13 protein-coding genes are annotated in these 14,777 nt (G+C 67.7%); 12 read left to right on the top strand and 1 reads right to left on the bottom strand.

From position 1 onward, the window contains the following. Positions 1-1,232: serine/threonine protein kinase (locus AC1D2H_RS26815; RefSeq protein ID WP_478012978.1), on the bottom strand; the 1,232-nt coding region annotated here is incomplete at its 3' end. Positions 1,233-1,390: 158 nt separating this feature from the next. Here AC1D2H_RS26815 and tssA point away from each other — a divergent pair. From tssA to tssH, 12 genes are all read left to right on the top strand, one after another. After that, positions 1,391-2,488: a type VI secretion system protein TssA gene (tssA, locus tag AC1D2H_RS26810; protein WP_477937755.1), complete on the top strand. Its 1,098-nt coding sequence runs from the start codon at positions 1,391-1,393 to the stop codon at positions 2,486-2,488. A 103-nt stretch (positions 2,489-2,591) separates the two neighbouring features. Next, a complete protein-coding gene (gene tssB, locus AC1D2H_RS26805; RefSeq protein ID WP_477937753.1) occupies positions 2,592-3,086 on the top strand; it encodes a type VI secretion system contractile sheath small subunit in 495 nt (164 codons plus the stop codon). Positions 3,087-3,130: 44 nt separating this feature from the next. Continuing rightward, a complete protein-coding gene (gene tssC / locus AC1D2H_RS26800) occupies positions 3,131-4,624 on the top strand; it encodes a type VI secretion system contractile sheath large subunit (protein ID WP_477937750.1) in 1,494 nt (497 codons plus the stop codon). A gap of 95 nt (positions 4,625-4,719) precedes the next feature. Continuing rightward, complete coding sequence (locus tag AC1D2H_RS26795) at positions 4,720-5,220, top strand: Hcp family type VI secretion system effector (protein WP_477937748.1); 501 nt, start codon at positions 4,720-4,722, stop codon at positions 5,218-5,220. A gap of 199 nt (positions 5,221-5,419) precedes the next feature. Further along, positions 5,420-5,986, top strand: a complete 567-nt coding sequence (locus tag AC1D2H_RS26790; RefSeq protein ID WP_477937746.1) for a hypothetical protein — start codon at positions 5,420-5,422, stop codon at positions 5,984-5,986. A gap of 16 nt (positions 5,987-6,002) precedes the next feature. Beyond that, positions 6,003-6,842: an Hcp family type VI secretion system effector gene (locus AC1D2H_RS26785; RefSeq protein WP_477937744.1), complete on the top strand. Its 840-nt coding sequence runs from the start codon at positions 6,003-6,005 to the stop codon at positions 6,840-6,842. A 259-nt stretch (positions 6,843-7,101) separates the two neighbouring features. Then, positions 7,102-7,677 carry a double zinc ribbon domain-containing protein gene (locus AC1D2H_RS26780; protein WP_477937742.1) on the top strand — a complete coding sequence of 192 codons (576 nt, stop codon included), beginning with the start codon at positions 7,102-7,104 and terminating at the stop codon, positions 7,675-7,677. Continuing rightward, on the top strand, positions 7,667-8,509 hold the full coding sequence (locus AC1D2H_RS26775; protein WP_477937740.1) for a type VI secretion system accessory protein TagJ: 843 nt from the start codon (positions 7,667-7,669) through the stop codon (positions 8,507-8,509). The genes AC1D2H_RS26780 and AC1D2H_RS26775 overlap by 11 nt, the downstream gene beginning before the upstream one ends. Continuing rightward, a complete protein-coding gene (tssE, locus tag AC1D2H_RS26770) occupies positions 8,509-9,042 on the top strand; it encodes a type VI secretion system baseplate subunit TssE (protein ID WP_477937738.1) in 534 nt (177 codons plus the stop codon). Before AC1D2H_RS26775 ends, tssE begins: the two co-directional genes overlap by 1 nt. 38 nt (positions 9,043-9,080) lie before the next feature. Further along, positions 9,081-10,955: a type VI secretion system baseplate subunit TssF gene (gene tssF, locus AC1D2H_RS26765; protein WP_478012977.1), complete on the top strand. Its 1,875-nt coding sequence runs from the start codon at positions 9,081-9,083 to the stop codon at positions 10,953-10,955. Further along, positions 10,952-12,028: a type VI secretion system baseplate subunit TssG gene (gene tssG / locus AC1D2H_RS26760; protein ID WP_477937734.1), complete on the top strand. Its 1,077-nt coding sequence runs from the start codon at positions 10,952-10,954 to the stop codon at positions 12,026-12,028. Before tssF ends, tssG begins: the two co-directional genes overlap by 4 nt. 66 nt (positions 12,029-12,094) lie before the next feature. After that, complete coding sequence (tssH, locus tag AC1D2H_RS26755; protein ID WP_478012976.1) at positions 12,095-14,767, top strand: type VI secretion system ATPase TssH; 2,673 nt, start codon at positions 12,095-12,097, stop codon at positions 14,765-14,767. Positions 14,768-14,777: the final 10 nt, after the last annotated feature.

The following is a 14,777-nucleotide window of genomic DNA, read 5'->3' as shown; positions in this document are numbered from 1 at the left end:
GGCTCGGGCGGCGGCGCAGGCCGGGTCGCAAACCAGCCGGCTGCGCCGGCCACCGCGAGCCCGGCCAGGCCGAGGCCGGCGAACAGCGGCGTGCGGCTGCCGGCCGGTTTGGCGGCCGGTGCCGGCGCTGCGGCGGGCGCCTGGATCAGCGTCGCCATCTGGCCCGGCTTGGGCGCGTAGTGGCCGGCCAGGCCCAGGTCCTGGCGGAATTCGGCCATGGACTGGGTGCGCTGGTCGGGCAGCACCTGCAGCGCCCGGTCGACGGCCTTGACGAGGCGGTCGCTGTAGCGGCCCGGCGGGGCGGCCTGCGCGAGCGGCACGTAGTCGTCCTTGACCATGCGGCCGACGCTGGGTGGCGGCGTGCGGCCGGTGATGGCGCAGTAGACGACGGCGGCCAGCGCATAGACGTCGGTCCACGGCCCCTGCTTCATGCTGGGCACTTCGGCGTACTGCTCGATGGGGGCGTAGCCGGGCTTGAGGATGACGGTCAGCGCCTGCGTCATGTCGCCGATGACGCGGCGCGCGGCGCCGAAGTCCAGCAGCAGGGGCAGGCCGCTGCCGCCGATCAGGATGATGTTGTCGGGCGCGATGTCGCGGTGGTAGCAGCTCTCGCCGTGCAGCACCAGCAGCGCCTCGGTCAGCGGCGCCAGCATATTCATCAGCCAGTCTTCGCCGGGCGGCCCGGGCATTTCCTTGAGGGTGTCCTTCAGCGTCTTGCCCTCGATGAAGGGCATGACCATGAAGGCCGTGCCGTTGGCCTCCCAGAAGCGGTAGACCTTGACCAGGGCCGGGTGGTCGAACTGGGCCAGCAGCCGCGCCTCGTTGATGAAGCTCTTCAGGCCCATCTCGAAGGTGTCGCGGTGGCGCTCCGAGCGCACCCGCACCTGGGAGCTGTCGCCGCGCAGGGCCAGCGCGGCGGGCATGTATTCCTTCAAGGCCACCATGCGCTCCAGCGCGTGGTCGCGGGCCAGGTAGACGATGCCGAAGCCGCCCTCGCCCAGCACGCGGGTGACCTCGAACTCGGCCTGGCGGCTGCCGACGGGCAGGGCATTGCCCCCGTCCATGCGCTCGATGCGCGGCGGCGGCGGTACCGGCTCGGCGGCGGCGGGCGGGCCCGTCATGACCGTCGGCGCGTTTTCGAAAGGCGCGGGCGCAGCGGCGGCCGGGCCAGCGGTGCTGCTGGGCCGGATGATGGTCGCGTCGTTGTCTTCCGGGTCGCTGGAGGAGTTCATCGTGCAGGGGGGGCGTCCATGCGGGTGAGTGACGCCAGGCGCGATTCCGTTCCCGTCATGGGCGAACTGGCGCGCCACAGGGAACTAAGCGCTGCCCCGAGTTACTTACCGCCCGAACCCCTGCCTGCACCTTCTGCAAGCCTCTTTTCCGGACGCCCATGGACACGACCCCCTTTGATGAGCCGCTGGACCCCGCGCTGTCGCTCAGCGACCCGGCGTTGGCACCCTGGCTGGTGGGCGTCTCCGAAGACGACGTCTGCGGCCCGGACCTGGAATACGACAACGACTTCCTGGCCCTGACGCAAGCGGCCGCGGGCAAACCCGAAACCCAGTTCGCCGCGGCCGAGCCGCCGGACTGGCGCGCCGTGTTCAGCCAGGCCGAAGAACTCAACAGCCGCAGCCGTGACCTGCGCGTGGCCAATCTGTGGCTGCGCGCCCGCCTGCGCCTGGAGGGCTTCGCGACGCTGGCGCCAGGGCTGCGCCTCTTCGAGCAACTGCTGGTGCGCTGGTGGGACGAGCTCCACCCCCGCCCGGACGACGGCGACGCCTTCGCCCGCGTCAATGTGCTGGGCGAGCTGGCCAGCCTGGATGTCACCCTCGGCGACGTGCGCGCCAGCCTCGTGCTGAACGACCGCGCCATCGGCCAGATCAGCGTGCGCGACATCGAGATCGCGATGGGCGACCTGGTGCCGCGCGACGACGAGTCGGTGCCCTCGCGGGGCCAGATCGAAAGCATGCTGGCCGACGCGGTGGGCGACAACCCGCAGGTCAACACCCAGGCGACGGACGCCCTGGCCGCCCTGGACGCCCTGACCGAATGCCTGACGGCCCGCCTGGGCTACGGCGAGCTGCCCGACTTCGCACCGCTGCGCAGCATGCTGGACAGCGTGGCCGCCGTCTCGCCCAGCCCGGTCAGCATCGACGCCGACTCGGATGACCTGGCCGGCATGTTGAACGACCTGGGCATCGACGACAGCGCCGGCGGCGACGACTCGCCTGCCCCGGCCCGACGCGGTCGCGGCGGCGGCGGCGGTGGCATGGGCAGCATCGAGAGCCGCGCCGACGCCGTGCGCGCCATCGACCTCGTCTGCGCCTATCTGGAAAAGAACGAACCCACCAACCCGGCCGCGGATCTGCTGCGCCGTGCGCAACGTCTCATCGACCGCAACTTCCTGCAGCTCGTACGAGAGTTTGCCCCCGAGGCCGTTGGCGAAGTGGCCCGTATGCTGGGTGTTGACCCGGACAGCCTGCAGTAGTCGCATGAGAGGCCGCGATGTCGTCTGTATCAAGGCCCCTCCTTCAGTCTGTCGCGGCGCAACGCCTTTGAATCCCTGAATCCCGTCCGCAAGGAGCATTGAAATGAGCAAGAGCAGCCAGAAATTCATCGCCCGCAACCGGGCACCGCGGGTGCAGATCGAGTACGACGTGGAGCTCTATGGCGCCGAGAAGAAGGTGCAGCTGCCCTTCGTGATGGGCGTGATGGCCGACCTGTCCGGCAAGCCCGAGGATCCGCTGCCGCCGGTGTCGGACCGCAAGTTCCTCGAGATCGACGTCGACAACTTCGACTCGCGCATGAAGTCCATGAAGCCGCGCGTCGCATTCCAGGTCGAGAACACGCTGACCGGCGAGGGCAACCTGCCGGTGGACATCACCTTCGAGAGCATGGACGACTTCTCGCCGGCCGCCGTGGCGCGCAAGGTCGAAGGCCTGAACAAGCTGCTCGAGGCCCGCCAGCAGCTGTCCAACCTGATCACCTACATGGACGGCAAGAGCGGCGCCGGCGACCTGATCGCCAAGGTGCTGGCCGACCCGACGCTGCTGAAGACGCTGACCGACGCGCCCAAGTCGGAATAAGCCGCAGTCCCTCCCAAGACACTGAAACGACCGGAGTTTCAAACATGACCCAAGCGGAACAGTCAGCATCGGCCCTGGCGGGCGTGACCTTCGAAGGCAATGACTTCGCGGCACTGCTGAACAAGGAATTCAAGCCCAAGACCGAGGAAGCACGCGGCGCCGTCGCGCAGGCGGTGCAGACGCTGGCCCAGCAGGCGCTGTCCAACACGACGCTGCTCAGCGACGATGCCGTCAAGACCATCGAGGCCATGATCGCGGCCATCGACAGCAAGCTCACCGAGCAGGTCAACCTGATCATGCACCACGAGGACTTCCAGAAGCTGGAGTCCGCCTGGCGCGGCCTGCACTACCTCGTCAACAACACCGAGACCGACGAGCAGCTCAAGATCCGCGTGCTGAACGTGTCCAAGACGGACCTGGGCAAGACGCTGAAGCGCTACAAGGGCACGGCCTGGGACCAGTCGCCGCTGTTCAAGAAGCTCTACGAAGAGGAATACGGCCAGTTCGGCGGCGAGCCCTATGGCTGCCTGGTGGGCGACTACCACTTCGACCACACGCCGCCCGACGTCGAGCTGCTGGGCGAGCTGTCCAAGATCGCCGCTGCCGCCCACGCCCCCTTCGTGACTGGCGCGGCGCCCAGCGTCATGCAGATGGAAAGCTGGCAGGAACTCGCCAACCCGCGCGACCTGACCAAGATCTTCACGACGCCCGAATACGCCGCCTGGCGCTCGCTGCGTGAATCGGACGACGCCCGCTACCTGGCCCTGTGCATGCCGCGCTTCCTGTCGCGCGTGCCCTATGGCGCCAAAACCGCGCCGGTCGACGAATTCGCCTTCGAGGAAGACACCGAAGGCGCCGACCACAGCAAGTACACCTGGTCCAACGCCGCCTACGCGATGGCCGTCAACATCAACAGCTCGTTCAAGCAGTACGGCTGGTGCTCGCGCATCCGCGGCATCGAGTCGGGCGGCGCGGTGACGGGCCTGCCCACCCACACCTTCCCGACCGACGACGGCGGCGTGGACATGAAGTGCCCGACCGAGATCGCCATCTCGGATCGCCGCGAGGCCGAGCTGAGCAAGAACGGCTTCCTGTCGATGGTGCACCGCAAGAACAGCGACTTCGCCGCCTTCATCAGCGGCCAGTCGCTGCAAAAGCCCGCCGAGTACGACGACGCCGACGCGACCGCCAATGCCGCCCTGGCGGCCCGCCTGCCCTATCTGTTCGCCTGCAACCGTTTCGCCCACTACCTGAAGTGCATCGTGCGCGACAAGGTCGGCTCCTTCAAGTCGCGCGACGCGATGGAAGACTGGCTGAACAGCTGGATCCTGAACTACGTCGACGGCGACCCGATGAACTCGTCGGAAGAGACCAAGGCCATGCGCCCGCTCGCGGCCGCCCAGGTCGAGGTCTCGGAAGTGGAGGGCGCGCCGGGCTACTACCAGTCCAAGTTCTACCTGAAGCCGCACTACCAGCTCGAAGGCCTGACCGTGTCCCTGCGGCTGGTCTCCAAGCTGCCGTCCGAGAAGTCAGCCTAAGACAGTTGAGAGAACTCGCCGGCGCGGGAGCAGGACGGGTCATCTCTCATCACCACCAACAAACCCGCGCTTTGAACCCCTAAGGAGATATCAACATGGCAGTCAATGCATTCCTCACCTTCTTCGACAAGGCCGATGGCGAGTCCATCCAGAAGGGCAAGGAAAAGTGGATCGAGATCCAGGGCTGGGACTGGGAAGTCGAGGCCGAGACCAGCTGGACCAAGGGCGGCGGCGCCTCGGTCGGCAAGCCCAACCCCGGCAAGATGAACTGGGAACACTACTTCGACACCTCGTCGACGGTCATCATGGGCTATATCTGCACCGGCAAGGCCTTCCCCAAGGTCGAGCTGCAGATGATGAAGACCACGGGCTCGGCCACGCCCGAGACCTACTTCACGATGACGATGGAAGGCTGCTTCATCACCAAGGTGCAGATGAACGGCACCGAGGAAGGCTCCGTCCAGCAGAAGGTCGAAATGGTCTTCAAGACCGTCAAGATCGAATACAAGCCGCAGGACAACAAGTCCGGCAAGCTGGGCGCGCCCAAGACCTACAACTGGGACATCCCGGCCGGTACTGCTTCGCCGTCGGCTTAAACAGTTCTCCCCCACCGGCTTCGCCTCCATCGGGGGGCGCTGCCAGTGACCCGGCACAGCGCTTGCGCTGCGGTGAAGGCTCATATCGCTTGGCGATGTGATGCCGGAGCCCAAGCCGGTTCCAAGGCAGCCGCCGGGCCGGGCACTGCATGCCCAAAGCCCATTCGGTCTCGTCGTTGCAGCCCTCCTCTCACTGTTCATGAGCCGTTCCAACATCTTCATGCAACTCATCACCGCCGCAGGGCCGGTGGTGGGTGAAGGATTGCTCGAGGGCTGGGAAGGCTCGGTCGAGATCCTGGAGTTCGACTGGGGCATGCATGCCCTGAAGAGCACCAAGAAGAAGCCGACGACGCTCGCCGAGCGCGCCGCCGCCGCCGCCAGTGCGGCGGGTTCGTTGATCGGTCTGGGCAGCACGGTCACGATGAAGATGGAGCCGCTGAGCTTCAGGAAGCGGTTCGACGTCGGCTCATCGCTGATGCATTCCTGCCTGGACAACCACATCCCCGTGATCAGCGCATCGCTCACGCTGCTCAACATCAAGCAGCAGGGCCGGCTCATCCACCAGCCGGGTCTCGTGCTGGCGGCCACCAACGGCTACTTCGAAAGCTGCTCGCTGGAGATACGGGACGACGGCATCTCCAAGGAGGTGATCGAGAGCTGGGTGCTGAACTTCAAGAGCATCAAGCTCGCCTACATGAAGACGATGGGCAAGGACAACCTGCCCACGGCACCGTTCTTCTACACGGTCCCCTCCGGCGACCTCTAAAACCGACAGGCAAGACATGGGCGCCGACGCCGACATCTTCATGATCCTGCTGCGACCGACCCGCGTCCCGATCGTGGGCGAGTCCGTGTCCCACCTCTTCCAGGGCCAGGTGCTGATCGAGTCCATGAAATGGAATCTGCACAACGAGGAAGAGCGCAAGAACGCCGAAAAGGTGAGCAGCGCCTTCGAAGAGGCGAGAGAGCTGGCCGACACTCAAAAAAGCAGCGAGCTCAAGCGCAAGCATCTCAGTTCCGACTATGAGAAGGCGGATGACGCCGTCGACAAGGCCTACCTGAAGGCGTTGGACGCAGGCAAGGATCCCCACGAGGCTCACGCGGAATATGTCGGCCAACGCAAGAAGCTCTGGAAGGACTACGAGAAGTCGTTCGGAGCCATCGGCAAGAAGGCCGAAAAGAGCGCGGACCCGCCCTCCGAGGACGAGAAGCGCAGCGCGGCCTACGCCGCGGCGGATCGCAACCGCAATTTCGAGATCACCTTCACCAAGCGCATCGACCTCTCCAGCACGCAGATGCTGAACTCGATGAAGGCCGGCGACATCTTTCCGTCGGGCACCCTCACCATCCACAAGCGTTCGGCCACCGCGGCGGACGGCACCTCGCTGGTGTTCACCATCCAGAAGATCCGCCTGCTCGACTACAGGCTGGTGGTCTCGGTGTCGGACCTGATGACCGAGATGATGGAAGAGTGGACCTGCGAGTTCGGCGCGCTGGCCTATGTCTACAAGAATCCGCCCTCGCATTACTCGCACGGCAACGCAGTCCAGGGCGCGGCCAAGACGGCCTCGCAGGGCACCATGCGCGCCTTCACGATGAAGAACATCGGCTCGCCGATATGAAGCCCCTCGCCCGCCACGGCCACGCTGAACGCGGGCCATGCCAGTCGGTCTTGCAGACCGCGCTGCGGCATGGGCCGCAGCCCTTCGGCAGGCACATGCCGCCCGCTGGGCGCCATGTGTCCGGCCTCAGCCCCCGAGGGAACGGCGATGCTTGCGGCAGCGAGCCGCAAGCACATCGCCAGACGGGCCGGCTCGGGAGCGGCCCAGCGCACGGCCCGAAAGACGCCGCCGTGCCACGCCAGGAAGCTGGAATACCGATATGCCCCTGACCAACTACCGCGATGTCAGCACGTCCATGAGCGACGTGTCGGCCGGCTTCCAGTTCGAGTTCTTCTGCGAGAAGTGCGGCGAGGCCTCGCGTTCGGCCTTCAAGCCCTATCGCAAAGGCCAGATCACCGGCTGGCTGAGTCGCTTCGCCTTCATGTTCTACGACCTGAACAAGGCCAGCCGCGCCACCGGCGCCTTTGCCGAAGCGGGCGGCGGCAGTGCCAAGGCCGAGGCGCTGGAAGAAGCCCGGGCGGCTGCGGCGGCACTCTACGAGCGCTGCGAAGGCTGCCGCAAATGGGTGGGCCGCGAATGCTGGAACAGCAGCACGGGCAGTTGCCGTGACTGCGCGGCGAAGTCTGGCGCCGGTGCCGGCTCAAGCGCAGGCGGCTACGACGCGTCCAGCGGTGGCGGCTCGACCTGCCCCAACTGCCAGACGGCCAGCCAGGGCGGTCGCTTCTGCCACGAATGCGGCTTCGACATGGCCAGCACGCACAAGAGCTGCCCGGCCTGCGGCGTCACCCTCTCGCGCCAGGCGCGTTTTTGCACGGACTGCGGCCATGGCTTCTGACCTGACTCCCCAACAAGCCGCCGAAGAGGCGCTGCGCGCCGGTGACCCGCGTGCGGCCCTGGCCAAGCTGACCGAGGCGGTGCGCGCCAAGCCGGCCGACCCCAAGCTGCGCACCTTCATGTCCCAGCTGCTCAGCGTGCTGGGCCAGTGGGAGCGTGCCCACACCCAGCTCAATGTCGTCGCCGACATGGACGGTCTCGCCATCCCCATGCGCGAGACCGTCGGCCATGCCATCCGCTGCGAGCTGCTGCGGGCCGAGGTGTTTGCCGGCAAGCGCACGCCCGTCGTCTTCGGCCAGCCCGAGGCCTGGGTGGCCCAGCTGATCGAGTCCCTCAAGCAGCAGGGCGAAGGAAACGTCCAGCTCGCCGCCGACCTCGCCAGCAAGGCCTTCGAGGCCGCACCAACGAGCGCCGGCAGCATCGACGGCCAGCCCTTCGAGTGGCTGGCCGATGCGGATTCGCGCCTCGGCCCCGTGCTCGAGGTCTGCCTCAACGGTCACTACACCTGGGTGCCGTTCAAGCACCTGGCCAAGGTCCATTTCGATGCGCCCGAAGACCTGCGCGATTGCGTCTGGATGCCGGCGCAGCTGAGCTTCACCAACGGCGGCAACAGCGTCGCCCTGGTGCCGACGCGCTACCCCGGCTCCGAGAAGAGCGCCGACGGCCTCATCAACCTGGCGCGCAAGACGGAGTGGGCCCCGCTGCCGGGCGAGGACCGCTATGCCGGCCTCGGCCAGCGCGTGCTCACCAGCGACATCGGCGACCACGATTTGATGGCCATCCGCGAAATCACTTTCGACACCGGCGAGGCCGCGCCCACCGAGGCCAGCTGATGGCCGGGCTTGGCGCCCAGGACCGCCTCCAGCCTTCGCTGCTGGACCGGCTCACCGACAACGATCCCGGCACCAAGTCCGAGACCCTTGAAGCCCGCGTGCTCAACCGCCGCCAGCTGCGCGACGCGGTGCTGCGCGACCTGTCGTGGCTGTTCAATGCCGTCTGCGAAGAACCCGACCCGCGCTGGCACCCGGACCGCGAGCGCGTGGCGCTGTGGCAGAGCGTGCCCTACGCGCGTGACTCGGTGCTCAACTTCGGCATCCTGCCGCTGACGGGCCAGGCCTTCTCGGTGCACAACTTCCCCATCATCGAAGCCCAGGTGCGCCAGTCCATCATCCGCTTCGAGCCGCGCCTGGACCCGGCGACGGTCGAGGTCCGCATCGTCAACGACATGAGCACCGGCCTGCGCCCCACCAGCCTGCGCCTGACCATCAAGGGCCAGATGTGGAACCAGCCCGTGCCGCTGGAACTGGTGCTGAACGCCGATGTCGACGTCGACACCGGCCAGGCCGCAGTTCGGGACATGAGATGAGCCCCTCGCCCAGTCTCGGCCCGAATACGATCAGCTGAATGGACCCCCGCCTCCTCCGCTACTACAACCAGGAACTGCGCTATCTCCGCGAGATGGGCGGCGAATTCGCGCGCGAGTTCCCCAAGATCGCCGGCCGCCTGGGCATGGAAGGCCTGGAAGTGGCCGACCCCTATGTCGAGCGGCTGCTCGAAGGCGCCGCCTTCCTGGCCGCGCGCGTGCAGCTCAAGCAGGACGCCGAGTTCCCCCAGCTCGCCCAGCGCCTGCTGGACATGGTCAGCCCCAACCTCGGCGCGCCGCTGCCGTCCATGCTGGTGGCCCAGCTCACGCCGGGCAATGACCCCAACCTGATCGCCGGCTTCACGCTGCCGCGCGGCAGCGCGCTGATGGGGCCGCGCACGGCGCTGGGACCAACACGTTGCGAGTTCCGCACCGCCCAGCCCGTCACGCTGACGCCCATCAAGGTCGCCCAGGTCGAGTATTTCCTCAGCGCCACCGACATCCCGCTGAGCAGCCTGCCGCTGCGCGACCGTCCCAAGAGCGGCGTGCGGGTCAAGCTGGAACTGCCCGCCGGCATGCGTTTCGCGCAATTGCCGCTGAACAGCCTGCGCTTCTTCATGGGCGGGCTGCAGGACGTTGCACTCAAGCTGCACGAGCTGCTGACCTGCCGCTGCGTGGGCGTGCTGGCCAGCGCCGGCGGCACCGCATCGGCGCCACCGCAGCGTGTCTTCCTCGGACCCAACCATGTGCGGCCGGTCGGCCTCGCCGACGACGAAGCCATGCTGCCCGTCACGCTGCGCGGCCTGTCCGGCACGCGGCTGATGCAGGAGTACTTCGCCTTCCCGCAGCGCTTCCTGTTCGTCGACGTGGCCGGCCTGGCCCAGGCCTTCGCGCGCTGCCAGGGCAACAGCTTCGAGCTGGTCTTCCTGTTCGACCGGCATGACCCGTCCATGGAGGGCAGCGGCGAGCCGGCCAACTTCGCGCTCAACTGCGTGCCGGCGATCAACCTGTTCGATCGCCGCGCCGAACGCATCACGGTGGACGACACCAGCACCGCTTTCCAGGTCATCCCCGACCGGCTGGCGGGAACCGATTTCGAGGTCTTCGACGTCAGCGCGGTCACCGGCTTCTCCGGCGACACCGACGAGCTGAAATTCCTGCCGCTCTTCGACGTCCCGCATGCCGACCCGGCCGGCGCCGCCGGTTTCTTCAGTTGCCAGCGCGAGCCCCGTCTGACCAGCGAAAAAGGCAAGCGCGAGGGACCGCGCTCGGCCTATGTCGGCTCCGAGGTCTTCCTGTCGCTGGTGGACCTGCAGCGCGCGCCCTACCGCCGTGAACTGCGCCAGCTCAGCGCCCAGATCCGCTGCACCAACCGCGATTTGCCGCTGTTCATGCCCACCGGCGGCGGCGAGTCGGCGCTGACGCTGGAAACCCGCGCGCCCGTGCAGGGCATCAGCATCGTGGCCGGGCCGTCGCGCCCGATCAGCGCGGCGCGCGAAGGCGCACTGGCCTGGCGGCTGCTGTCGCTGCTGTCACTGAACTACCTGTCGCTGATGAACGAAGACCCCCAGCGCGGCGCCCTGGCCCTGCGTGAACTGGTGGGAGTGTTCGCGCAAGGCGCCGCGCCGGCGCTGCAGCGCCAGATCGAGGGCCTCCGCGACGTGCGCGTGATCCCCGTCGTGCGCCGCCACCCGGCGCCGGGGCCCATCGCCTTCGGCCGCGGCATGGAGGTTCAGATCACCGTGGACGAGCTCTCCTTCGAGGGCGGCAGCGCGGCCTTGCTCGGCTCGGTGCTGCACCACTATTTCAGCCGCCACGCGTCGATGAACAGCTTCGTCCAGACCTTGCTGGTGTCGCGCACGCGTGGCGACCTCAAGCGCTGGGCACCGCTGAGCGGCTCCCGGGCCCTGCTGTGAAACAAGCCGCCGACGCCGACGAAGCCGCCGCCCTGCTGCAGGCGCTGAAGGAGCGGCCCGGGCGTTTCGATCTCTTCCAGGCCCTGCGCCGCATCGAGGCGGCCCACGCCCACAAGCCGCGGCTGGGCGATGCGCTGCGCCCGGGGGACGAGGCCATCCGTTTCAGCGGCGAGCCGGCCCTGGACTTTCCGCCCGGGCCGATCTCCCGCCTCGAGGCCAACCCCCATGGGCCGCCACGCCTGGTGCAACGCGTCATCGGCCTGTTCGGCCCCAATGGCGCCCTGCCCACCCACCTGACCGAGTACGCGCGCGAGCGCCAGATGCACCACGGCGACCGCAGCTTCGCGGCCTTCGTCGACATGCTGCTGCATCGCTTCGGCCTGTTGTTCTACCGGTCCTGGGCGCGCGCCAACCCCGTCGTCAGCATGGACCGGGGCCGGGAAGCGCCCATCGTTCGCCATGTCGGCGCACTGATCGGCCTGGCCGAACCCTCGCAGCGCGAGCGCGACGCTTCGGGCGACTTCCCCAAGCTGTTCTTCGTCGGTCGGCTGGCACGCTCGGTGCGGGATGCCGACGGGCTGCAATCCTGGATCGCGCTGCGCTTCGGCGTGCCGGTGCAGGTGCAGCAATTCTGCGGCCACTGGATGGCGCTGGACCCCGACGAACGCACCCGGGTCGGCCGCCACGCCAGCCCCGGCATGGCACTGGGCCACGGCGCGATGCTGGGCAGCCGGGTCTGGGACGTGCAGCACAAGTTCCGCATCGTCATCGGCCCGCTGAAATGGCCTGACTTCGAGTCCTTCCTGCCCCAGGGCCAGCGGCTCGAAGCCCTGCAGGCCATGGTCAGGCAGTTCGTCGGCTTCGAGTTTGCGTGGGACGTGCAACTGCGGCTGAAGCCGGCCGAAGTGCCGGCCTGGCCCCTGGGCCGCCAGCCCGGCATCGGCAAACTGGGCCGCAGCGCCTGGCTCAACAGCCAACGGCCGCGGGCGCGGGCGGACCAGCTCATCATGAACGTCGAGAGCATCTGCCGCACCCCCTTGAAGCCTTCGCTGGCGCCGGCCCACCTCGATTGACACCTGGATTCCCTCAGGGGTGGAACTGAACGGCCTCGCCGTCCACCAAGCACTGAGGAGATCCTTATGACCGATATCAGCCGCCAAGCCCTGTTCGGAAAACTCAATCCGCTCGCCTACAAATCCATCGAAGGCGCCACCGTCTTCTGCAAGCTCAGGGGCAACCCTTATGTCGAGCTGGTGCACTGGATCACCCAGCTGCTGGAGAACAACGAATCCGACGTCAGCGCCATCGTGCGCCACTACGGGCTGGATGCCGCCGCGCTCGCGCGTGACGTGACGACGGCCCTGGACCGCCTGCCACGCGGCTCGACGGCCATCAGTGATTTCTCCGAGCACATCACCCACGCCATCCAGCAGGGCTGGGTCTATGCGACGCTGATGTATGGCGACGCCCAGGTGCGCAGCGGCCACCTGCTGCTGGCGCTGCTGTCCACGCGCACGCTGCGTGAAGCGCTGTTCGGCATCTCGCGCCAGTTCGAGAAGATCAAGCCCGACGACCTGGCCGACAAGCTGCAAAGCCTTATCGGCAAGACCGGCGAAGCCGGCCTGGGTGCCACCGACGGCAGCGCGCTGAACTCGGGCCAGCCCGGCTCGGCCGAGGGCGCGATGGCGCCGGCCGCCATGGGCCGCCAGGAAGCGCTGAAGAAATTCACCGTCGACCTGACCGAGAAGGCGCGCAAGGGCGAGATCGACCCGGTGACGGGCCGTGATGACGAGATCCGCCAGATCGTCGACATCCTGATGCGCCGCCGCCAGAACAACCCGCTGCTGACCGGCGAGGCCGGCGTCGGCAAGACGGCCGTCGTCGAAGGCTTTGCGCTGCGCCTGGCGCGCGGCGACGTGCCGCCGCCCATGCAGGGCGTCACGCTGCTGACGCTGGACATCGGCCTGCTGCAGGCGGGTGCGTCCATGAAGGGCGAGTTCGAGCAGCGCCTGCGCCAGGTCATCGACGAGGTGCAGCAAAGCCCCACGCCCATCATCCTGTTCATCGACGAGATCCACACGCTGGTGGGCGCTGGCGGTGCGGCTGGCACGGGCGACGCGGCCAACCTGCTCAAGCCGGCGCTTGCGCGCGGCAACCTGCGCACCGTGGGTGCCACGACCTGGGCCGAGTACAAGAAGTACATCGAGAAGGACCCGGCCCTGACCCGGCGCTTCCAGACCGTGCAGGTCGAGGAGCCCGACGAGAAGAAGGCCATCCTGATGCTTCGCGGCGTGGCCACGGTGCTGGAAAAGCACCACCAGGTCCAGCTGCTCGACGAAGCCATCGAGGCCGCCGTCAAGCTGTCGCACCGCTACATCCCGGCCCGCCAGCTGCCCGACAAGGCCGTCAGCCTGCTCGACACCGCCTGCGCCCGCGTCGCCGTCAGCCAGCATGCGATGCCGGCCGAGGTCGAGGACTGCAAGCGCCGCATCGAGTCGCTGGAGATCGAGCAGGGCATCATCGGCCGCGAGGCCCAGGTGGGCGTGCACATCGGCGACCGCGGCACCACGGTCGAGGAGTCGCTCGCCAAGGAACGCGCGCGGCTGGCCACACTGGAAGTGCGCTGGCAGCAGGAGAAGGACGTCGTCGCCAAGATCCTGGAGCTGCGCGCCAAGCTGCGTGGTGATGGGCAACCGGTCGACGAAGCCACCGCCGCGCCTGGCCGCGACGGCCTGCTGGCCGACATGCAAGCCGCCAAGGCCCAGCTCGCCGAGCTGCAGGGCGATCACCCGCTGATCCTGCCCTCGGTCGACGCCCAGGCCGTGGCCAGCGTCGTCGCCGACTGGACCGGCATCCCCGTCGGCCGCATGGTCAAGAACGAGCTGGAAGCCGTGCTGCGCCTGGGCGCCACGCTGGGCCAGCGCGTCATCGGCCAGCAGCACGGCCTGGACATGATCGCGCGCCGCATCCAGACCTCGCGTGCCAAGCTCGACAACCCCAACAAGCCCATCGGCGTCTTCATGCTGTGCGGCACCTCGGGCGTCGGCAAGACCGAAACGGCGCTGGCGCTGGCCGAGTCGCTCTACGGCGGCGAGCAGAACGTCATCACCATCAACATGAGCGAGTACCAGGAGTCGCACACCGTCTCCACGCTCAAGGGCGCACCTCCCGGCTATGTGGGCTACGGCGAGGGCGGCGTGCTGACCGAGGCCGTGCGCCGCCGGCCCTACAGCGTCGTGCTGCTGGACGAGGTCGAGAAGGCCCACTCCGACGTGCATGAACTCTTCTTCCAGGTCTTCGACAAGGGCTGGATGGAAGACGGCGAAGGCCGCATGATCGACTTCAAGAACACCATCATCCTGCTGACCAGCAACGTGGGTTCCGAGCTCATCATGAATATGTGCCGCGACCCCGAGCTGCTGCCCGACCCCGAGTCGCTGGCCAGCGCGATGACCGAGCCGCTGCAGAAGGTCTTCCCGCCCGCGCTGCTGGGCCGCATCGTCACCATCCCCTACTACCCGCTGAGCGACGAGATGCTGGCGCGCATCGTGCGCCTGCAGCTGGGCCGCATCGTCAAGCGCGTGGCCGAGAATCACCGCATCCCCTTCGAGTACAGCGACGCGGCGGTGGAGCTCATCGTCAAGCGCTGCAACAACGCCGAGTCGGGCGGCCGCATCATCGACGCCATCCTGACGAACACGGTGTTGCCCAAGGTGTCCATCGAGTACCTGTCGCGCACGGCTTCGGGCCAGCCGCTGCAGCGCGTCAGCCTGGGTGTGGCTGACGGCGACTTCAGCTATGCCTTCGACTGACACCACCATG

This window comes from Roseateles sp. P1_C1_2 (assembly GCF_056406535.1).
This window is presented reverse-complemented; position numbering and strand designations above follow the sequence as displayed.

What these genes read in the sequence shown, in the direction of transcription:
- AC1D2H_RS26790 (WP_477937746.1), top strand. Translation starts at nt 5,420, where the DNA reads ATGAGCCGTTCCAACATCTTCATGCAACTCATCACCGCCGCAGGGCCG.
- tssE (WP_477937738.1), top strand. Translation starts at nt 8,509, where the DNA reads ATGGCCGGGCTTGGCGCCCAGGACCGCCTCCAGCCTTCGCTGCTGGAC.
- AC1D2H_RS26785 (WP_477937744.1), top strand. Translation starts at nt 6,003, where the DNA reads ATGGGCGCCGACGCCGACATCTTCATGATCCTGCTGCGACCGACCCGC.
- tssF (WP_478012977.1), top strand. Translation starts at nt 9,081, where the DNA reads ATGGACCCCCGCCTCCTCCGCTACTACAACCAGGAACTGCGCTATCTC.
- tssA (WP_477937755.1), top strand. Translation starts at nt 1,391, where the DNA reads ATGGACACGACCCCCTTTGATGAGCCGCTGGACCCCGCGCTGTCGCTC.
- AC1D2H_RS26775 (WP_477937740.1), top strand. Translation starts at nt 7,667, where the DNA reads ATGGCTTCTGACCTGACTCCCCAACAAGCCGCCGAAGAGGCGCTGCGC.
- tssB (WP_477937753.1), top strand. Translation starts at nt 2,592, where the DNA reads ATGAGCAAGAGCAGCCAGAAATTCATCGCCCGCAACCGGGCACCGCGG.
- AC1D2H_RS26795 (WP_477937748.1), top strand. Translation starts at nt 4,720, where the DNA reads ATGGCAGTCAATGCATTCCTCACCTTCTTCGACAAGGCCGATGGCGAG.
- tssC (WP_477937750.1), top strand. Translation starts at nt 3,131, where the DNA reads ATGACCCAAGCGGAACAGTCAGCATCGGCCCTGGCGGGCGTGACCTTC.
- tssH (WP_478012976.1), top strand. Translation starts at nt 12,095, where the DNA reads ATGACCGATATCAGCCGCCAAGCCCTGTTCGGAAAACTCAATCCGCTC.
- AC1D2H_RS26780 (WP_477937742.1), top strand. Translation starts at nt 7,102, where the DNA reads ATGCCCCTGACCAACTACCGCGATGTCAGCACGTCCATGAGCGACGTG.